At 31.9% G+C, this 20,230-nt stretch carries 17 protein-coding genes; 16 read left to right on the forward strand and 1 reads right to left on the reverse strand.

Annotated features, from left to right (window positions below; all coding sequences use genetic code 11):
- The 8 genes from RCH13_RS04265 to RCH13_RS04300 all read left to right on the forward strand — a co-directional run bounded on the left by RCH13_RS04265 (nucleotide 1) and on the right by RCH13_RS04300 (nucleotide 10,764).
- Nucleotides 1-1,137: a DegT/DnrJ/EryC1/StrS family aminotransferase gene (locus RCH13_RS04265; RefSeq protein WP_326985992.1), complete on the forward strand. Its 1,137-nt coding sequence runs from the start codon at nucleotides 1-3 to the stop codon at nucleotides 1,135-1,137.
- A 111-nt stretch (nucleotides 1,138-1,248) separates the two neighbouring features.
- Nucleotides 1,249-3,186 (forward strand): polysaccharide biosynthesis protein, encoded by a 1,938-nt coding sequence (locus tag RCH13_RS04270; protein ID WP_326985993.1) that lies wholly within the window; start codon nucleotides 1,249-1,251, stop codon nucleotides 3,184-3,186.
- A gap of 42 nt (nucleotides 3,187-3,228) precedes the next feature.
- A complete protein-coding gene (locus tag RCH13_RS04275) occupies nucleotides 3,229-4,029 on the forward strand; it encodes a polysaccharide biosynthesis/export family protein (RefSeq protein WP_326985994.1) in 801 nt (266 codons plus the stop codon).
- A gap of 15 nt (nucleotides 4,030-4,044) precedes the next feature.
- Complete coding sequence (locus RCH13_RS04280; RefSeq protein WP_326985995.1) at nucleotides 4,045-6,402, forward strand: GumC family protein; 2,358 nt, start codon at nucleotides 4,045-4,047, stop codon at nucleotides 6,400-6,402.
- Between the two features lie 131 nt (nucleotides 6,403-6,533).
- The gene (locus RCH13_RS04285; RefSeq protein ID WP_326985996.1) at nucleotides 6,534-7,973 is read left to right on the forward strand and encodes a lipopolysaccharide biosynthesis protein; all 1,440 of its coding nucleotides are present in this window, start codon (nucleotides 6,534-6,536) and stop codon (nucleotides 7,971-7,973) included.
- 74 nt (nucleotides 7,974-8,047) lie between these two features.
- Nucleotides 8,048-8,707 (forward strand): CatB-related O-acetyltransferase, encoded by a 660-nt coding sequence (locus RCH13_RS04290; RefSeq protein ID WP_326985997.1) that lies wholly within the window; start codon nucleotides 8,048-8,050, stop codon nucleotides 8,705-8,707.
- A 119-nt stretch (nucleotides 8,708-8,826) separates the two neighbouring features.
- A complete protein-coding gene (locus tag RCH13_RS04295; RefSeq protein WP_326985998.1) occupies nucleotides 8,827-9,870 on the forward strand; it encodes an EpsG family protein in 1,044 nt (347 codons plus the stop codon).
- A 12-nt stretch (nucleotides 9,871-9,882) separates the two neighbouring features.
- Nucleotides 9,883-10,764 (forward strand): glycosyltransferase family 2 protein, encoded by an 882-nt coding sequence (locus RCH13_RS04300; protein ID WP_326985999.1) that lies wholly within the window; start codon nucleotides 9,883-9,885, stop codon nucleotides 10,762-10,764.
- A 121-nt stretch (nucleotides 10,765-10,885) separates the two neighbouring features.
- Here RCH13_RS04300 and RCH13_RS04305 read toward each other — a convergent pair whose 3' ends face one another.
- On the reverse strand, nucleotides 10,886-11,992 hold the full coding sequence (locus tag RCH13_RS04305; RefSeq protein WP_326986000.1) for a right-handed parallel beta-helix repeat-containing protein: 1,107 nt from the start codon (nucleotides 11,990-11,992) through the stop codon (nucleotides 10,886-10,888).
- Between the two features lie 323 nt (nucleotides 11,993-12,315).
- Between RCH13_RS04305 and RCH13_RS04310 the strand changes: the two genes are divergently transcribed.
- From RCH13_RS04310 to RCH13_RS04345, 8 genes are all read left to right on the forward strand, one after another.
- Nucleotides 12,316-13,332 (forward strand): glycosyltransferase, encoded by a 1,017-nt coding sequence (locus tag RCH13_RS04310; RefSeq protein ID WP_326986001.1) that lies wholly within the window; start codon nucleotides 12,316-12,318, stop codon nucleotides 13,330-13,332.
- Between the two features lie 94 nt (nucleotides 13,333-13,426).
- Nucleotides 13,427-14,563, forward strand: a complete 1,137-nt coding sequence (locus RCH13_RS04315) for an N-acetyl sugar amidotransferase (RefSeq protein WP_326986002.1) — start codon at nucleotides 13,427-13,429, stop codon at nucleotides 14,561-14,563.
- Nucleotides 14,560-15,174 carry an imidazole glycerol phosphate synthase subunit HisH gene (hisH, locus tag RCH13_RS04320; RefSeq protein ID WP_326986003.1) on the forward strand — a complete coding sequence of 205 codons (615 nt, stop codon included), beginning with the start codon at nucleotides 14,560-14,562 and terminating at the stop codon, nucleotides 15,172-15,174. Before RCH13_RS04315 ends, hisH begins: the two co-directional genes overlap by 4 nt.
- Before the next feature lie 12 nt (nucleotides 15,175-15,186).
- Nucleotides 15,187-15,948 (forward strand): AglZ/HisF2 family acetamidino modification protein, encoded by a 762-nt coding sequence (locus RCH13_RS04325; protein ID WP_326986004.1) that lies wholly within the window; start codon nucleotides 15,187-15,189, stop codon nucleotides 15,946-15,948.
- Between the two features lie 8 nt (nucleotides 15,949-15,956).
- Nucleotides 15,957-16,964, forward strand: a complete 1,008-nt coding sequence (locus tag RCH13_RS04330) for a polysaccharide biosynthesis protein (protein ID WP_326986005.1) — start codon at nucleotides 15,957-15,959, stop codon at nucleotides 16,962-16,964.
- A 36-nt stretch (nucleotides 16,965-17,000) separates the two neighbouring features.
- Nucleotides 17,001-18,122, forward strand: coding sequence for a non-hydrolyzing UDP-N-acetylglucosamine 2-epimerase (gene wecB, locus RCH13_RS04335; protein WP_326986006.1), 1,122 nt, complete (start codon nucleotides 17,001-17,003; stop codon nucleotides 18,120-18,122).
- A complete protein-coding gene (locus tag RCH13_RS04340; RefSeq protein WP_326986007.1) occupies nucleotides 18,122-18,976 on the forward strand; it encodes a sugar nucleotide-binding protein in 855 nt (284 codons plus the stop codon). Before wecB ends, RCH13_RS04340 begins: the two co-directional genes overlap by 1 nt.
- Nucleotides 18,976-20,175, forward strand: a complete 1,200-nt coding sequence (locus RCH13_RS04345; protein WP_326986008.1) for a glycosyltransferase family 4 protein — start codon at nucleotides 18,976-18,978, stop codon at nucleotides 20,173-20,175. The genes RCH13_RS04340 and RCH13_RS04345 overlap by 1 nt, the downstream gene beginning before the upstream one ends.
- Nucleotides 20,176-20,230 lie beyond the last annotated feature (55 nt).

Here is a 20,230-nt window from a genome sequence, read left to right on the forward strand (position 1 = left end):
ATGGACGACAAAATATGGATTTCCTCTCCACACATGGGGGGAACAGAAATGAAATATATTCAAGATGCCTTTGATGAAAATTGGATTGCACCTTTAGGCCCCAATGTCAACGGACTTGAAAAAGATTTAGAAACTTATCTCGGAAAAGAAGTTCATGTTGCAGCTTTAAGTTCTGGAACTGCTGCACTGCATCTCGCTTTAATTTTACTAAATATTAAAGCTGGCGATTATGTGATCTGCCAAAGCCTTACCTTTTCCGCATCTGCCAATCCCATCATTTATTTGGGTGCTGTTCCCATTTTTGTAGACAGTGAAAAAGAAACTTGGAATTTATGTCCAAACGCGGTAGAAGACGCCATTAAATTTGGAATTTCCAAAGGCAAAAAACCCAAAGCGATTATAACAGTAAGCCTTTACGGAATGCCTCATCAAGTAGATGAAATTAAAGAAATCTCTCAGCGGTTTGATATTCCTATTATTGAAGATAGCGCCGAAGCTTTAGGTAGTACTTATAAAAATCAAAAATGTGGAACTTTTGGTGATTTCTCAGTCATTAGTTTTAATGGCAATAAAATTATTACCACTTCTGGCGGTGGAGCATTGGTAGCAAAAAATATAGAGTTTAAGAATAAAGCGGTCTTTCTATCTACCCAAGCCAAAGATGAAGCACCACATTACGAACATACAAGCATCGGATATAATTATCGGATGAGTAACATAAGCGCTGGAATTGGAAGAGGTCAAATGGAAGTGTTGGACTTGCGTGTTCAGCAAAGGAGAAAAAATCACCTTTTTTATAAAGAACTTTTTAAAGATAATTCCCGATTTATTCTACATACAGAGCCGAATGAAAATTATTTTTCTAATCATTGGTTGAATGTAATTACCATTGATCCTGATCAGCATTATACGCAAGAAATGGTACGGGAAAAATTTCTGAGAAAGAATATTGAAACCAGACCAATTTGGAAACCGATGCATCTGCAGCCTATTTTTAAGGGAGCTCAGTATTTTGGGTCTGATTTGGCGGAAAGACTTTTTCAAAATGGTTTATGTTTGCCTTCAGGCTCTAACCTTACTGAAAAAGATTTACAAAGGATCACTGCTACGTTCGAAGAATTGAACCAGCTTCTTTAAAAAGAATTTATATCCGATTGTTTTTTTGTAAATTTGCACCATAAATCAACCTAAGAACATGATGGAAAGAATTGATGTCTGTGCTAACACTCAATTAACCTTCACTTTATAATGAACTACCGAAAAAATTTGAATAACAGGATTTACGGTGGTGATAATATGATGAGTTTATCTGATGTGAGATATCTGCCAAGGTGGATTATTTTAGTTATAGATATTGTACTCATCTTTCTTGCTACCTATTTTTCTACTTACATCATAGAGCGTATTAATTATAATACGAAGCTTTTTTATGACGATATTCCAATGTATGCCTTGATTTTGATTGCCAACGTATTATTTATGTTTATTTTCAAAACTTTTGCAGGCATTATTCGCCATTCTACCTTTATTGACCTCTTTAAAATAGTATTGTCCACTTTTTGCAGTACATTATTAGTTACGGGAATAAGCTACTCTTATTTTGTGTTCAGCGGATTTAAAATGTTGAGTGCGCATATTCCTTTCTTTGTAATTCTCTTTGCAACTTCATTTATGATTTTGTTTTTATTTAGATTGTTTGTGAAGGAGTTTTTCCACAGCGTTCGGGAATTTAGAAGAAGTACCCTCAAGAAAAGAATTTTAGTTTTGGGTATTGATGAAACATCGGTTGCATTTGCCAGAGCAATTTTAGATAATGCCAATTTACCTTATCAAGTCGTTGGATTCTTAACACAGCGGTATGATTCTAAACGTGCTAAATTATTAGGCAAACCTATTTACACCAAAGAAAAAATAGAAAAATATGATAAAGTCTATCTCGCTTTAGATGGAGTTTTGATTGTAAAAGAGGCAATGACTAAAGAAGAGATGAACAGTTGGGTAAATCTCTTCTTAGAGAAAGATTTGGAGGTTTTTAAAGCCCCAAGTTTACAGAAGTTGCGAGATAGTGATTTAATGGGATCCATCCGTAATCTGCAGATTGAAGATTTATTGAATAGAAAACCCATCAAAATTGAAAATGACGACGTAAAGAAAAGACATCACAATAAGATCATTTTAATAACTGGTGGGGCAGGCTCTATTGGAAGCGAAATTGTGCGACAGGTTGCGCAATTCAATCCTGCGCTCATCGTCGTTTTGGATCAGGCAGAGACCCCGATGTACGAGATTGAAATGGAGATGCGGGAGAAATTCCCACACATCAGTTTTAAATTTGTGCTTGCAGATATCTCTTGTGACGAAAGAATGGAAAAGCTTTTTCAACAATTTAAATTTTCCATGGTATATCATGCGGCAGCTTATAAGCATGTACCACTCATTGAGGAAAATCCCCATGAAGCGATTCTGGTCAACATAGCAGGGACAAAAAACTTGGCCACCTTGGCAAGCAAATATGGCGTTAACCGTTTTGTGATGATTTCTACAGACAAGGCCGTAAAACCCACTAATGTAATGGGCGCTTCTAAAAGAGTTGCAGAACTTTTTGTACAGGCCTTACAAAATTGTGAAGGCAACAGCACGAAATTTATTACAACGCGTTTCGGAAATGTTTTAGGTTCAAATGGCTCTGTTATTCCTCATTTTAAGAGACAAATTGAAGCTGGTGGACCATTGACCATTACCCATCCTGATATTGTGCGTTATTTTATGACGATTTCTGAGGCGTGCGAACTCGTGCTTGAAGCCGGAACGATGGGGAAAGGTGGGGAAATATTTGTTTTCGACATGGGTGAACCCGTAAAAATTATTGATTTAGCGCGGCGAATGATAAAATTATCAGGATTTGAGCCAGATGTTGAGATCAAAATAATTTTCACAGGACTTCGTCCAGGTGAGAAGCTCTACGAAGAACTTTTGAGTGATGATGCTACCACCATGGCTACTCACCATGAAAAGATAATGATTTCCAAAGATCCATTGATGAAATTTGATGAAATAGACCATTACACGAATAATATCATCGCCGTTGCATTAAACAGTGAAAAAATAGAAGTGGTTCAACTTTTAAAAGATATTGTAGTGGATTTTAAAAGCAACAACTCCATTTACGAAGTATTGGATAAGTAATATAGAATTGTATATTTGCAAAATTCCATTCAAAAAGTAACAATGAATTATAAAATATTTCCCCTCTATATAGCAATCCTTTTCGCTTTTTCGTCTTGTAAAACAAAAGAAAAAACAACTGGATTGAGCTATTTGCAGAATGTAGAACAAATTGCTACTGATGTTTCTATTAGTAATTCGAAATCTACCATACAAGTTGGAGATCAATTAGTAATATTTGTAACGTCGAAAAATATGGATGTAGTAAAACCATTCAATCAAGGCTATTACTCTTCTCAAAATAGTGCAACTCCTGGCAATGCTTCTAATTCTTCTAATTCGGAAAAGTTGTATGAAGTTGATGAAAATGGAGATATAGATTTTCCACTTTTGGGAAAAATTAATACTACTCAAATTTCACTTGAAGATTTGAAATCTGATTTAACATTTCAGATATCTTCTTATGTAAAAAATCCAACCGTATCAGTTAGACTAGCTAATTTTAAAGTCACTTTGTTAGGCGAAGTAGCTAAACCTGGTCAATATATACTTTCTGAAAAAAATCCTAGCATTCTTAATGCTCTTGGTATTGCCGGGGATTTAACTATGTATGGAAAGAGAAATGACGTTTTGATTGTCAGAAATATTAACGGACAAATTACAAAGAGTAGAATAAATCTTATTGATGAAAATTTTGTCAATTCGCCTTATTTTAATCTTAAGCAAGGTGATGTAATATATGTTTCGCCTACTGAAACGAAGGAGCGCGCCGCACGCCAAGACCCAAATACTGCTGTATATATAGCTGTTGCAGGAACAATAGTAGGTTTAGCAGGAATTTTCATTACTATTTTTAAGAACTAATTTTATTAGCAAACTATGAGTAAAATCAGCAGCGCCGGAGCAGATGCTTCTGCGAGTTCCGATATTAACGAAATTATTAAACCGTATGTCCACAAATGGATATGGTTTGTAGTCTCTATTTTGATCGCTCTTGTAATATCATTCTTATATCTAAAAACTACCTCATCTGTTTTCCAGATTAATTCTACGGTGCTTATCAAAGACGCCAAGAAATCGCCTGGTGATTTGGGAGCGCTTTCTGATTTGTCTGGATTTGGAAATATGGCAACCAATAGTATAGAAAATGAAATAGAAGTTTTTAAATCGAAAAAACTAATGAGTGATGTAGTGACTCGTTTAGGAATTCAGTTAAATCTTTTCTCAGAAAAAGGGTTTAAGAAAAGTGAACTATACGGCGAAAATGCACCTGTCCTTATAGAAGTTATAAATGAAAAAGAATACAATCTGCCGATTGAAGACGCTATAGAAGTTGTTTTGGCAGGAGACAAAATAACACTTATTTCAGAAGATTTTCCAAAAACTATCGTTACAACTTATAATAAAACGATTAGTTTGCCTTACGCGAATATTATGATTCGTAAAAATACCAATGCTAAGCAACATAAAATTGAAGACTTAGGACAACTGTTTTTCTCTTACAATACTAAAGAAAATGCGGTAGATGATTATCAAAAATCTACAAAAGTTGATTTAGTTGATAAAGATGCGACCGTAATAGGCTTATCCATTAATCAACAAAACACTCAGAAAGGAAAAAATATAATTGATAAATTAGTAGAGGCTTATAATAATGATGCTACAAACGATAAAAATTCTGAGTCGGAAAAAACCAAAAATTTTATTGACGAGCGGATTGGGATTATCGCCAGTGAATTAGGTGACGTAGAATCTCAAAAGGAAAACTTTAAAATTTCCAATAATATAACTGATATACCTACTGAAACGGCTATTAACCTCAGTAAGGCAGCTGAGGCTCAAAGGAAATTGTTAGAAACTGATACACAAATTGGTCTTACTAACGATCTAATTAACTATATGTCCAGAATTGGGAGTAATCAAACTTTGCCTGCCAGTGTAGGGTTAAGCAATCCAACAGCATCCGCAAGTATTAACGCTTATAATCAATTAATTTTAGAAAGGAATAATCTACTAGAGAATGCAACCCCACAAAATCCTGTAATTGGTGATTTAACCAAACAGATAAATAATTTAAGATCATCTGTTATGGATGGTTTAGTGAAATATAAGGTGGCAATGGAAATATCTAAAGCAGATATTAAAATCGAGGATAATCAAATTGCCTCTAAAATTGCAAAGGTTCCTGCGCAGGAAAAAATGTTTCGTAGTATAGAAAGACAACAGCAAATAAAAGAGAATTTATATTTATTGTTACTAGAGAAACGTGAAGAAACGGCAATAAATTTAGCCATTACAGCTCCTAAGGCTAGAATTTTAGATTTCGCTTATGCTGCTGATAAACCCGTTGCGCCAAAAAAAATGTTTATTTTGTTAGCTGCACTTTTAATTGGACTAGGAATACCTTTCGTTGTTATTTATCTTAAAGAGCTGTTCAATACTAAGATTAATTCAAAACACGATTTAGAGAAATTAACTTCAACTTCTATATTAGGAGAAATACCTTCTTTGGGTAGAGGTGGAAATGAAGTAGTAGGTGTTAATGACCTTTCACCATTAGCAGAAGCTTTCCGAATTATTATTACCAACATGCAATTTATGCTTCCTAAGAAAAATAATGGTCATGTGATTTTTGTTACCTCCACCATTAAGGGAGAAGGGAAAACATTTGCGTCAGTCAACCTAGCGCTGACTATGGCTAATGTTAAAAATAGAGTAATCATTATAGGTTCAGACATTAGAAACCCGCAACTGCAGCGCTATAATCCGAGCAAAAAAGGTCTGAAAGGACTTACCGAATTTTTATATGATGATCAGCAGAATCTGGAGGATATTATTCATGTTTCTACATTTAATCCGCATCTAGATGTTATTTATTCTGGTGCAATTCCTCCGAATCCAACAGAGCTACTTAATAATGGAAGATATAAAAACTTGCTAGATGAATTGATAGAGTCTTATGATTTTGTAGTTATAGATACTGCTCCTTTAATGTTAGTGACGGACACTTTGTTAACATCTGAATTTGCAGATGCAACTATTTATATTACTAGATCCGGTTACACAGATAAACCTTTGATTGAATATGCTAACTCGCAGATTGATTCTAAAAAAATTAAAAATGTCGCTTTTGTGCTTAATGACGTGAGTAAAAATCATTTTGGTTATGGTAATAAATATGGCTACGGCTATTCTGCAGAATTAAATTGGTGGCAAAAACTAAAAGAAAAATTCTAATTTTTTAAAAGAGGAAATTTTTCGAACATCTTCTTTTTAATAATAGTTAGTTGTGTGCTAGTAAATAGGTATTAATATAACTCAACTAATTTTTTTTACTGTTCGTTGATAATCTAGTTGAAACATAAATTTTGGAATATAAAAGCAAAGATTTAGTAAAAGGTTTTATCTGGAGCGGCGTGGATAAGTTGGGTATTGTTTTTCTAATGTTAGCTTTAGAACTTGTATTGGCAAGATTACTTTTACCCAAAGATTACGGGGTCATAGGTGTAGTGTTGGTTTTTATATCATTGGCAATTACATTTTCCGAGGGGGGATTTACAAATGCGCTTATACAGAATTTAGATCGAACGGAAGTAGATTATTCTACCGTCTTCTATTTTAATTTAGCAGCTTCAATTTTAATCGTTATTGTATTATATTTTTTAGCTCCATCAATAGAGCGTTTTTTTAGAATACCAGATCTAACTTTGATTTTGCGTGTTATCTCCTTAAGCATTATCCTAAATTCAATCGTGATGGTGCACAAGGTAAAACTGAGTATCAAGATGGATTTTAAAACACAAGCTAAATATTCTTTAGTTGCGGTACTATTATCAGGGGTTTTGGGAATTTATTTAGCTTACGAAGGTTACGGAGTTTGGGCCTTGGTTATGCAAAATATTTTCATGGCATTTTTTAACGCAGTATTTTTTTGGTTTGGGGTTAGATGGTTTCCCACTGCCGGATTCTCATTTATATCGCTAAAAAAATTATTCGCATTCGGATCTAACATTTTAGCATCAGCGCTTTTACAAGCTGCTTATTTTAATGCTTATCCAATAGTGATTGGAAGAGCTTTGTCAACTAGAGATTTGGGATTGTATTCTAAAACTAATCAATTTACACAAATGCCTGCTTCTGTTCTTACAACAATTGTACAACGTGTTTTATTCCCATTCTTTTCTTCACACCAGTCAAACAATGAAAAAATTGCAACTCTTAATGATTTGTTTACAAAATTAAGTTGTTTGCTTTTTTTTCCCCTATTTTTCATTTTAGCCATAGTAGCGCAGCCCTTGATTATTGTCTTATTTTCAGAAAAGTGGGCGGAAATGACGGATATTTTTATTATTTTTTGTATTGCGTATACCTTCTATCCAATAACTGTAAACAATATGATGATTTTTCAAATTAAAAATAAAACAGCATTATTTTTAAGGATAGAAATTTTTACCAAAATAATTGGTGTTACAATATTACTTTTAACTTATAAGCATGGACTAGTTGCATTAGCATATGGGATATTAGTCAATCAATTTTTGCAATTTTTAATTTCTTCTCTATTCATACAGAAATTGCTAGACAGGAAAAATATTGACCAAATTAAAGTTGTAATTTCATTTTATCTCTTCTCATTTTTACTTTTGTTTTTTTCCAAATACTACATGAACTTATTGCGGGATAATATTTTACTTAATCTTTTAATTGGTTTCGGAATTAGTCTAATTTTGTATTTAGTCTACTACCTGATTTTTTATAGAAAATTTGTAAATCAAATTATACTGTTAGTAAAAACCAGAAATCTGTAAATAAAAAATTAACATTTCACTAATTATTTTAGCAGCTAAATAATTGCTCCTACGTTTTTAAAAACTGTCTGTTCATGAAAATTATATTTATAATAAAAAACTTTATAGCCTTAGTGATTAGAAGTTTTAAACTTTTTAACTTTCAATTCAAATTTAGGGAGGCGAACAAACACAATGAAATTACGGCGAATAATATATTCCCTCTGAATTCGGTAAAAATAGGGAGATTATCTTATGGACCAATAAAGGTTCATAGTTGGAATTCAACAAACGAATTTTTATCAATCGGAAGCTTTTGCTCCATTGCCAGTGGAGTTAATTTTTTTTTAGGAGGCAATCATTATAAAGATAATCTAAGTACTTTTCCATTCAAACATTATTTTCATAATCAAGAAATAGAAGCTTTTAGTAATGGTCCAATAATATTAGAAGATGATGTTTGGGTTGGTAGTAATGTGAGTGTTCTTTCTGGAGTAACTATAGGCCAAGGGTGCATCGTAGCTGCAGGAAGTGTTGTTACCAAATCTTTCCCTCCATATTCTATAATTGGTGGCGTACCAGCAAAGATTATTCGACCTAGGTTCAAAAAAAATATTGTAGAAGTTTTAGAAAATGTAGATTTTTCTAAACTTAAGGATCAATTTATAATAGACAATCTGGATCATCTTTATAATTCAATTCAAGATATGCCCTTCGAAGATTTAAAAGCGCATCTACGTAGATTAAATTTGTAAACATGATTGTACATATAATCCTATTGATCTCTATAAAATAAACGTATAATAAAATTAAATTTTAGAATTTGGCATTACTAATCATAATATTTTTTTCTCACTTTTTTATTGGGCAAATTTTGGAAAGTACCAAGATCAAAGGAATAAACTATGCCTTTAATTTAATGTTGCTTTTTCTAGTTTTTTACTTCACATTAGGGATTACCGATTCTGCTGATTTACCTATGTATGAATTTGCTTACGGTAAACAAAGAAATGATTTTGATCCTATGTTTGTCTTTCTTAATTCTATAATGAAGACTAACGGGTTTACATTTTTAGAATTTTTTAAATTTCATTTAATTGTTTACACGTTAACTTACTTCTTTTTCATCACGCGCTATACCAAAAACTACTTCTATGTTTTCTTAGTTTTTATTGTGTTGTATTATGTTCCTTATGTTAATCAGATCAGATATTATATGGCCTTTCCTTTCTTTTTGCTGGCTCTGCATTATTTCTTAACGACGAGAAATTGGTTTCTTTTTATCCTCTTCACTTTTCTAGCCCTTATTACACATTCTGCAATTTTGATTTTATATCTGTTTATTCCGATGTTTTATTTCCTTAGTACAAAAAACTTTTTTCTCGTAACCTTTATTTCAGCCTTTGCATTTCTTGCGATTGTGTTATTACTTTTTCAGCTTGGTATTTTACAGCAGCTCGAACATTTTGGAGAATATTTTGGTAAAGGAAATACTGGATCACTTTCTGGTGGATTTTTTAATTCTTTACCTTATTTTGTTTATCTATCGTTTTTATGGTTTATTGATAAAAAATACAAAAAAAATAATTCTGACTATGCTTTAGACAGAAATTATAGATTCCTGAGTAAATTAAGTTTTTTCACTATTATATTCATTCCAGCATCATTCATTACACAGGTTTTAGGTCATCGATATGTATTTCCATTTCTGATTATTTGGATTATTTATTACATGTACATGATACGAAATCAATCTAAACAGCAAAAGCTCTTTTCATTTTTACTCTTTGCTTTGGTTCATATTGTAGCAGGTTTTTGCATTTACATTTTGCCAAATATTGTATTTGGAGAATCAAGTTTTGAGTATGAATTAGAAAAAAGCTTAAAATCTATCGAATATATCGATTTCATTTTTTAAAAATACTTCCGCATGGTTAAAATTTCAATAGTAGTAGTTACATATAATTCTCAAAAATTGATAGAAGATTGCATAAGCTCTGTTGGGGCCTATCTTGATATCGAACCTGGGGAATTAGAAATAATTATTGTTGATAATAGTTCTGGTGATGATGCGGTGGAAATAAGAAATTTGGTAAAAGATCATCCACTCAATAAAACTATAAAAATTATTTATTCGCAGAACACGATAAATTTGGGTTATGGACAGGGCAACAATGTGGGGATAAAGCTGAGCGGCGGTGAGATTGTTTGCATTATGAATCCTGATGTGCGTTTTGGTAGTGCAGTATTAAAAGACGTCATTAATAAATTTAATAATCAAAATTTAGCGCTATTATCATACAAGCAGATTGGAGGTTTTAACTACTCCTTTTATCAGAGACCCGAGTTTAAAAGTGTGTTTTCGAATATTATTACAAAGCTGGCAAATAAAATTGACAAGTTTTTTCCTGACTATTTTTTGCTTTCCGGCGCGTTTTTCTTTATAGATAAAAAAAAGTTTACCGATGTAGGTCTTTTCGATCAAAACATTTTTATGTACTATGAAGAAGCGGACGTAACAAAGCGACTATTAGAAAAAAAATACCAAATCGTTTATGACAATAGCAAAATATATTATCATTTAATAGGCGATAGAGAAGATTATTCCGAAAAAGCTTTTGGCAATGAATTAGAATCTTTGAAATACTATTTGAAGAAGCATAATTTCGATGATGAAAAAGTTGTTAAAAATTACCTAGGAGAATACAAAATTAAAAATTTCATTGCTAGTATTTTAAATGACAGTGACCGACAAGCTAAATTTAAAAAAGAGGTGACTCTTATAAAAACAATCTTTGGAATAAAATTTTAAAACTAGAGAAATTTTAAAATTGATTTTTGATAAAATGAAGAATAGTTTGATATTAAAGAAGTGGGATGCTTAGTTAATAATTTGCATCAAACACATGTTTTTATTAATACATCTAAAAAAGCTATTTTATCTGCGGTGATTTGCTATTAGCTTTCATATCAGCTTTACTTTTCAATTGTTTATTTTTAGCTTCGCCGAAATCGATAATATTGGAAGAAAAGTTATTAATCCTATCAAAATTAATTCTTGTTAAATCTATCGATTGATCTGTACCCATTGTCTTGTTTTGTACAATGCTATTATTCTCAGATTTCCCCTCTAATTTAATTACGTTCTGCCATTTCTTCTCCACGAATCCCAACGCGAAAAAATTAGAAGAGACTTCGTTGTCCGTTGCATTGCTCAACAAGATGTTATTAAATTGTTGCTCAAAATAATTATTCTGAATAAAGTTGTTCATGGACTTGTTTATGATTATTCCATTACCTCTTGAATACAAATTTTCTCCGCCAATTTCCGTATCTAGAAAATTAGTAATATTGTTTTCAATCATATTATTATTTATAAAATTTGCGTACGAATTATTGTTAATTAAAATTCCCGAACCGTTGTCTCTAATTTCATTATTATTTACATAGGTACTTGTGGAAGTGTTTTCTATTATAATTCCAATCCTATTATTTTTTATAAAATTATTTGTCATAAAATTATAATAGCTACCTGTAATATGTATTCCACTCCAAAGAAAACCATCAATAGTACAGTTTTCTATACGGTTTCTTAATCCAAGTATTTTAATCCCTATACTTTTAGGATTGTTTCGTTTGTTATCTTTCCATGCGAAAAAGTTTTTCCCAAAATCAGGTCCAGTAATAGTTAAATTCTTAATTGAATTGTATCCGTTATAAATATCTGAGTCATTTCGATTTTCCTCCAAAATAATCGCCTCCATATCTGATCTGGTAACATGGAGGATGGTTGAATTCGCGGACTCACCTTCAAGACTGATGTATTTATTCAAAATGATAGGCTGGGAAATTTCATATCTTCCCGCGGGAATCAGTAGAGTAACATGTTGTTTTTTACTACTGTATTTCTTTTTTAAATCTATAATTGCTGTATTGAAAACTTCACTATTTTTAACTGAACTGTAAGTGTCCAAATTTATTATTTGAGAATTAATAAATGATAGAATGGATAGAAATAATACAGATAATACATTTTTCATAATTGTTGATTTAGAATTAAATATAAGGAATAAAAATTAAAACAGTAACTTGCGATGTGAAAATTTTAGAGTAAAAACTTGTAACAATTCGACGGATAATGAGGTAAATAAATATTTTCACAGTGATAGACACTGTAAAAATTTATTTTCACAACTTTTTAAAAAATCGGTTTAAAATTTAGTATTGAATATACTTAATATGTTTTTTTTAGATTTTAATAGTTCAGTATCTAAATCCGGAATAAACCTTTATTTAAACTCTTAGATCAAAATAACTTAATAGAAAGGACGTAGTTTCTTTACATTCACATAACATTTTAAATATGACGCATGAACTACTTATTGATGCAATGTACATCAATAACAGCGGAGGAAAAATATTGTTGGATTACCTATTGCAAGAATTAGAAGCTTCAGGTAAGAAAGTTTTCTACCTACTAGATAAAAGAGTGGAAAATTCTGTTCCGTATTTAAAAGATTCAAAAAATGAAGTGCTTTTTTTAGAAGGTTCCCTTCTGAAACGCCATCAATTCTACTTAAAGTTTAAAAATCGCTTTACCTCAGTACTTTGTTTTGGAGATTTACCTCCGAATATTAGGTTGAATGCAAAAGTATATACGTATTTTCATCAGCAGCTTTATATAAAAGTTCCGAAGGATACTCCGATTTTCCATAAGTTCTTATTTTCTTTAAAAAGAACTGTTTTAAAGTTTCTTTTTAAAAATACAGACTTTTGGATATTGCAGACTGCTGTTATCAAGAACAATTTTCAAAATAAATTTAAGGTAGAAGATAAGCATATCATGATTTTGCCTTATTATCCTGAAATATTAAATGATGAAGTGGTAAAACGTGAAAAAAACGCCTTTGTTTATATAAGCAATGCACCACCTCATAAGAATCATAAAAGATTAATAAATGCTTTTTGTAACTATTATGATAAAAATAAGTGTGGAAAACTTATTGTTACAATAAATACAGAATTTGAGGAACTTTGTAAAATAATTGATGAAAAAAGGTATGCAAATTATCCGATAGAAAATATAGGTTTTGTTGATCGTAATTCATTGGGCGAGATATATCAATCATGTGAATTTTTAATATATCCTTCATTGGCCGAAAGTTTCGGATTGGGTATTGTAGAAGCTATTGAAAGTGGTTGCAAGGTTATCGGAGCTGATTTACCATACCTTTACGCTGTATGTAAGCCTAGTTTAATTTTTGACCCTTTAAATGAAAAGTCAATAGAAAACGCATTTAATGAAGCGACTCATAATGACATAGTATCTTCACATTCTCTCGTTAAAAATAATATCAAAGAATTATTAAATATTCTTTAATAAAGGGAATATCATTGAAAAAAATAGGATACAAAACAAATTGCGGAACAACCAATCTTAATTATCGATTTGAAAAAAAACTCTACTGCAGACAATGAAACAAGACCAGATATGCACGAAAACCGTAATGGACACTACGGATCCTACCATCATCTTTAATGAGCGAGGTGAAAGCGATCATTATACCAACTTTCAGCAGAATATACTTCCGGATTGGAATTTTGGCGAAGGTAAGCTTGATGAATTAATGAAAGTTGCTGGTAAAATTAAAAAACACCGAAAAGGAAAGGATTTTGACTGTATTATCGGTATAAGTGGGGGATTGGATAGTTCTTACGCGCTCTATGTTGCAAAAGAAATTATGGGTTTAAGGCCTTTGGCTTTTCATGTAGATGCTGGCTGGAACACTGATCATGCAGTTAAAAATATAGAAAGTATTGTGAAGAATCTGAATGTAGATTTATATACGGAGGTTATCAATTGGGAGGAAATGAAAGATTTGCAAGTTTCTTTTTTAAGATCCCAGATTCCAGATCAGGATTTACCGCAGGATATTGCTTTTTTCTCGTCACTTTACGCCTTTGCAAAAAAACATAAGATAGAATACGTTATTACCGGTGGTAATTATAGTACTGAGTGCTGCCGTGAACCTGAAGATTGGGGTGCTTATCCAGGTATTGATAAGAAACTAATTCTTGACATTCATAAGAAGTTTGGAAAAATAAAACTTAAAACATTTCCTATTATAGATATTGTTAAGTATAAAATATACTATAAATATGTTTTTGGTTTAAACGTATTTAAACCCTTAAATTATATAGTGTACGAAAAAGAAAGTGCCGAAAAATTATTGTCAGAAAAACTGGATTGGAAACCGTTTAAACATAAACATCACGAGTCCAGATTTACGCGGTTTTTTGAAGATTTTTGGTTGCCAAAGAAATTCGGTTTCGATCGCCGGAAAGCGCACTTTTCAAGTTTAATTATGACTAATCAGATGACCCGCGAAAATGCTTTAAAAAAAATCGCAGAAACTGAACTTTCTGCTGATTTCCACGACAAAGAATTTGGCTACATCGCAGATAAACTTGACTTGAATAGAGAGGAGCTTCAACTAATTTTTGATGGTGAAAATAGAACATTTCGCGATTATAGGAATAAGAAATGGTTCATTGATTTGGGTAGTAAGATATTAAGTAGGATAGGAGTAGAAAAAAGGCTTTTTAGATGATAACAATAATTGATTATGGTTTAGGAAATATAAATGCGATTATAAATGCCTACAAAACTTTCAATATAAATTGTAAAATTGCAAAGAATACTTTCGATCTAATAGGTGCAGAAAAATTAATTTTACCTGGAGTAGGACATTTTGATCATGCTATGATTCTCCTAAAAAATTCTGGGATGATACCAGCTTTAAATGACTTAGTCCTGAATAAAAAAATACCAATTCTAGGAATTTGTGTTGGGATGCAAATGATGGCATTAAATAGTGAAGAAGGAAACGAAAAGGGACTCAATTACATTGATGCATCAGTAAAAAAATTTGATATTACTAAAATTAGACATGATGCAAAAATTCCGCACATGGGCTGGAATGAAGTTTTCCATTTTGGAGTTTGTGCGTTATTTAATAATATAGATAAAGAGGCCTCTTTTTACTTTTTGCATAGTTATTACATATCTTGTAAATTCGCTACTAATATTCTATCGACCACGAATTATGAAGAAACCTTTACTTCTTCATTTGTCCATGGTAATATTTATGGGGTTCAGTTTCATCCAGAGAAAAGTCACCGTAATGGTGAGATTTTATTGTACAATTTTGCAAATATTTAAGTAATCGCCATAATGTTAAAACCAAGAATAATTCCCAGTCTTTTAATTCAAGATAACGGCTTGGTAAAAACAGTTAACTTTAAAAATCCGAAATATATAGGTGATCCTATTAATGCCGTTAAGATTTTTAATGAAATGCAGGTTGATGAATTAGTTATATTTGACATTGATAAAACTGTAAAAAATCTGGAGCCCAATTACAGTCTTATACAGCGTATTGCGAACCAATGTAGGATGCCACTTTGTTATGGCGGTGGAGTAAAAACTGCTGAACAGGCACAACGTATTTTTTCTTTAGGAGTCGAGAAAATCGCTATATCTTCAGCTGCACTAGCAAATCCTGAGTTAATTGTAGAAATTGCAAACAGGGTAGGAAGTCAAAGTTTGTCAATTGTATTGGATGTTAAGAAAAAAAATTTTGGAGGGTATGAAGTTTATATTCGTAATGGTTTGAGAGCGACTGGAGTAAATCCCTTCGATTTTATAAAAAAAGCGGCAAGTTTAGGAGCAGGCGAAATTATTATCAATTCCATAGACAAAGATGGAAAAATGCAAGGCTTTGATAAAGAATTGCTTAATAAATCCCGATCATGTTGTACACTTCCAATGACTTTTATAGGTGGTGCACGCAATTTAGAAGATATAAAAGAAATAATATCTTTGCAGAAAATAGTTGGAGTAGCTGCCGGAAGTTTATTTGTTTATAAAGGAAAATACAAAGCTGTGCTTATTAATTATCCTACAAAAGAAGAAAAAGAATATTTGTTCAAATAATATATATTATGAAAATTCAAAATAAAACGCTCTTAATTACAGGCGGAACAGGTTCGTTTGGTACAGCAGTGTTAAACCGGTTTTTACAAACTAACCACTTCAAAGAAATTCGAATTTTTTCACGTGATGAGAAAAAACAAGATGATATGAGAAATTATTATAAAAATAATAAAATCAAATATTATATTGGAGATGTAAGAGATTTTGCAAGTATTGAATATGCAACCAAAGGAGTTGATTATATTTTTCACGCTGCAGCGTTAAAACAAGTACCATCTTGTGAATTTTTTCCAATGGAAGCGGTGAAAACAAATGTAATTGGTACACAAAATGTGATACGTGCAGCCGCTGCAAATAAAGTGCAAAAAGTAATTTGTCTGTCTACAGATAAAGCAGCTTATCCTATCAATGCAATGGGTATTTCCAAAGCAATGATGGAAAAAGTAGCAGTTTCTGAAGCGAGAAATTTGACAGAGACAACAGTATGTCTTACTCGCTACGGTAATGTCATGGCTTCACGAGGTTCCGTAATACCACTTTTTCTAAATCAAATAAAAACCAATCAGCATATAACGATTACAGATTCTAATATGACAAGGTTTTTAATGTCATTGGATGAAGCTGTAGAATTGGTATTGTTTGCTTTTGAAAATGGAAATCCTGGCGATTTATTTGTAAATAAAGCTCCTGCTGCAACCATAGGAGACTTGGCTAAAGCGGTTCTCGAATTAAAAAATGCGAACAATGAAATTAAGATTATTGGAACGCGCCATGGTGAGAAGCTCTTCGAAACTCTTTGTACAAGGGAAGAAATGATTAAAGCTGAAGATATGGGAGATTTTTACCGCATTCCAGCTGATAACCGTGATTTAAATTATGCTAAGTATTTTTCGGAAGGAAATGAAATTCAACCCGAAATTGAAGATTATAATTCGCACAATACCCAAAGAGAAAATGTGGAAGGTATCAAAATTTTATTAAAAAAATTAGAGTTGTTTCAGGTTCAGACTAATTAAGAATAATAAGTACTACAGGTAGTAAAACAGAAAATAATGAAAAAACTTAAGGTTGCGACAGTTCTAGGAACTCGCCCCGAAATTATAAGACTAGCAGAGTGCATAAAACTATGTGATCAGTATTTTGACCATGTTTTAATACATACGGGTCAGAACTATGACTATGAATTAAATGAAATATTTTTTGAAGATCTGGACCTTAGAAAACCCGATGTTTTTCTAAATGTTGCAGGTTCTCATTTGGGAGAAACTATAGGTAATGTAATTTCGAAATCTTATGAAATTTTAGCGAAGGAAATGCCCGATGCCCTTTTAGTTTTAGGTGATACCAATAGTGTATTATGCACCATTGCCGCAAAGAGATTAAAAATACCAATTTTTCACATGGAAGCTGGGAATAGATGTTTTGATCAAAATGTTCCAGAAGAAATTAATCGTAAAATCTCTGATCATATTTCTGACATCAATTTAACGTACACGGAAAATAGTCGCAGATACCTACTAAGTGAAGGATTTCGGAAAGATCACGTATTCGTGACAGGATCTCCACTTTTCGAGGTGTTAGAAAAATACAAAACAAAGATTGAAACCTCTAACGTTATTTCTAGATTAGGTTTAGTACCTCAAAAATATTTAGTTGTTAGTGCACATCGAGAAGAAAATATCGATCTAAAAGATCATTTTGAGATACTTTCAGAATCACTAAATGCAGTAGCTGAAAAATATCAAATGCCTATAATTTTCTCCACACATCCTCGTACAAAAAACAGGATAGCAAGCAATAAAATTAAGTTTCATCCTTTAATTAGCAACGTTCCACCTTTGGGATTTTTTGATTATGTAAAACTTCAAAAACACGCTTATGTTGTGCTGTCAGATAGTGGAACAATTAGTGAAGAATCTGCAATGATGGGATTCCCAGCAGTAAGTATTCGCACAAGCACAGAGAGGCCAGAAGCAATAGATTGGGGAACAATCGTTTTAGGTGGAATTTCAACTGAAAGTATGATTAATTCTATAGAAATTGCAAAAGGCTTATCCTTGGATGAAAAGAGCCAATTGCCTGTCGAATACACCATTAATAACACTTCGGCAAGAGTAATTAGAGCAATTCAAAGCTACACACCAATTGTTAATAAAGTGATTTGGGACAAATAATGAAGAAAATATTAGTTATAGGTATTAAGGGAATGGCAGGTCATGTCATCTTTAATAAATTAAAAAGCACGGAAAAATACGATGTCTTTGGTTTAGCAAGAAATATTATCCAATCGGATAATACTTTTAATCTTGATGTTGCTAAAACAGACGAATTACAATCCATAATTACTGCAAACAATTTTGATGTGATTGTTAATGCGATAGGTATTTTAAATAAAGATGCTGAAGATCATCCGGAGAAAGCCGTATGGTTTAACAGTTATTTTCCGCATTTTCTCGAAAGTTTGACGAAACACAAAAAAACTAAAATCATTCACATCAGTACGGATTGTGTATTTAATGGAAAAAAGGGAGCTTACACAGAAAATGATATTAAAGATGGTATTGGATTTTATGCGCAGTCTAAAGCATTAGGAGAAATTGATAATCAAAAAGATTTAACAATTAGAACGTCTATCATTGGTCCTGAACTGAATAAAAATGGAATAGGTTTATTTCATTGGTTCATGTCTGTGCCCCAAAATCTTGCAATCTCCGGATATTCTGAAGCATTTTGGTCAGGTATAACCACTGTTGAGCTTGCAAATGTTATACAATATATCTTAGACAATGAAATATCGGGTTTAGTTCAAGTTGCACCTCAAGTAAAAATCGACAAATATTCTTTATTAAATTTATTTAATAAAATATTTCGCGATAATGAAATTGCAATTCAACCGAATGATCAATATAAGGTGGATAAAAGTTTGGTTAGCATCAGAAAAGATTTTGATTATAGAGTTCCTGATTATTCTGAAATGCTTAATGAAATGAGAGTTTATATTGAAAAGCAAAATATATATTCTTATTAATGAAAATTCTTATAATTTCTCAATACTTTTTCCCTGAAAGTTTTAAAATAAATGATATCGCTCTTGGTTTACAAGAAAAAGGGCATCATATAAGTATTCTTACCGGAATTCCAAATTATCCTGCGGGAGAATTTTATGAAGGTTATTCATCCAAAAGCATAGACGAAATGTGGAATGGAATGAAAATTTACCGATGCAAACTATATCCGAGAAAAAAAGGCGGGGTAAATTTATTTCTGAATTATTTTTCATTTGTATTTTTCGGATGGTTGAAAGTGAGAAAAATTGAAGAAGATTTTGATCGTATTTTGGTCTATGAACCTTCTCCTGTAACAGTAGGGCTTCCTGCTATTATCGCCTCAAAAAAATTTAAGGCTCCTTTCTATTTTTGGGTGCAAGACTTATGGCCAGAAAGCTTGACAGCCGCTGGAAATATAAATAATCCAGTGATTTTAAAATTCTTTAACCAAATCACCAAATTTATTTATAGCAAGGCGGAAAAAGTTTTAGTGCAATCTAATGGTTTTAGAAACTATATTTTCGAACAGGGAGTTCCACATGATAAAATTATATTTTATCCAAATACAACAGAAAATTTTTACAAACCAACTGTTCGAAAATCTGAAATTTTAGACAAAATTCCGCAAGGGTTTATAATAACATTTGCCGGAAATTTTGGAGAAGCTCAGAGCTTAAATACTCTGCTTGAGGCTGCCAGGATTATTAAAGAATCTAATTTAACTGATATAAAATGGGTGTTTCTTGGAGATGGTAGACAAAAAGATAAGATCGAGAAATTTATCTGTGATAATCATTTAGAAGAAACTGTTTATCTACTTGGCTCCTTTCCTGCTGTAGTAATGCCTGATTATTTTGCATGTTCAGACGTTTTAGTAGCTTCTCTTAAAAAAGACAAGATTTTCGCTTTGACGATTCCTTCAAAAATTCAATCTTATCTCGCCTGTAAAAAACCAATTCTAGTATCTATGGATGGAGAAGGTGCAAGTATTATAAATGTATCTGGAGCAGGATTTTCATCTGCCGCAGAGAATGCGGAAGATTTAGCAGAAAATGTAAGAAAAATATACAATTTATCAAAAGAAGATCGGCTACTAATGGGAGAAAAAGCCCTAAACTATTTTCAATCAGAATTTGAGAGAGAAACTTTGCTGAATAATTTAATACAAATTATGAAATAAAATCTTGTAAATATATATTGATAAGTGGCAAACGTGATGAGTGCAACAATCATTT

This window comes from Chryseobacterium sp. MP_3.2 (assembly GCF_035984805.1).
In the GTDB taxonomy this organism is placed as follows: Bacteria; Bacteroidota; Bacteroidia; order Flavobacteriales; family Weeksellaceae; genus Kaistella.

Excerpts from the sequence above, each read along its gene's own strand:
- RCH13_RS04265 (WP_326985992.1), top strand. The coding sequence starts at position 1 with ATGGACGACAAAATATGGATTTCCTCTCCACACATGGGGGGAACAGAA.
- RCH13_RS04315 (WP_326986002.1), top strand. The coding sequence starts at position 13,427 with ATGAAACAAGACCAGATATGCACGAAAACCGTAATGGACACTACGGAT.
- RCH13_RS04345 (WP_326986008.1), top strand. The coding sequence starts at position 18,976 with ATGAAAATTCTTATAATTTCTCAATACTTTTTCCCTGAAAGTTTTAAA.
- hisH (WP_326986003.1), top strand. The coding sequence starts at position 14,560 with ATGATAACAATAATTGATTATGGTTTAGGAAATATAAATGCGATTATA.
- RCH13_RS04280 (WP_326985995.1), top strand. The coding sequence starts at position 4,045 with ATGAGTAAAATCAGCAGCGCCGGAGCAGATGCTTCTGCGAGTTCCGAT.
- RCH13_RS04330 (WP_326986005.1), top strand. The coding sequence starts at position 15,957 with ATGAAAATTCAAAATAAAACGCTCTTAATTACAGGCGGAACAGGTTCG.
- RCH13_RS04275 (WP_326985994.1), top strand. The coding sequence starts at position 3,229 with ATGAATTATAAAATATTTCCCCTCTATATAGCAATCCTTTTCGCTTTT.
- RCH13_RS04270 (WP_326985993.1), top strand. The coding sequence starts at position 1,249 with ATGAACTACCGAAAAAATTTGAATAACAGGATTTACGGTGGTGATAAT.
- RCH13_RS04305 (WP_326986000.1), bottom strand. The coding sequence starts at position 11,992 with ATGAAAAATGTATTATCTGTATTATTTCTATCCATTCTATCATTTATT.
- RCH13_RS04310 (WP_326986001.1), top strand. The coding sequence starts at position 12,316 with ATGACGCATGAACTACTTATTGATGCAATGTACATCAATAACAGCGGA.
- RCH13_RS04340 (WP_326986007.1), top strand. The coding sequence starts at position 18,122 with ATGAAGAAAATATTAGTTATAGGTATTAAGGGAATGGCAGGTCATGTC.
- RCH13_RS04300 (WP_326985999.1), top strand. The coding sequence starts at position 9,883 with ATGGTTAAAATTTCAATAGTAGTAGTTACATATAATTCTCAAAAATTG.
- RCH13_RS04290 (WP_326985997.1), top strand. The coding sequence starts at position 8,048 with ATGAAAATTATATTTATAATAAAAAACTTTATAGCCTTAGTGATTAGA.
- wecB (WP_326986006.1), top strand. The coding sequence starts at position 17,001 with ATGAAAAAACTTAAGGTTGCGACAGTTCTAGGAACTCGCCCCGAAATT.
- RCH13_RS04325 (WP_326986004.1), top strand. The coding sequence starts at position 15,187 with ATGTTAAAACCAAGAATAATTCCCAGTCTTTTAATTCAAGATAACGGC.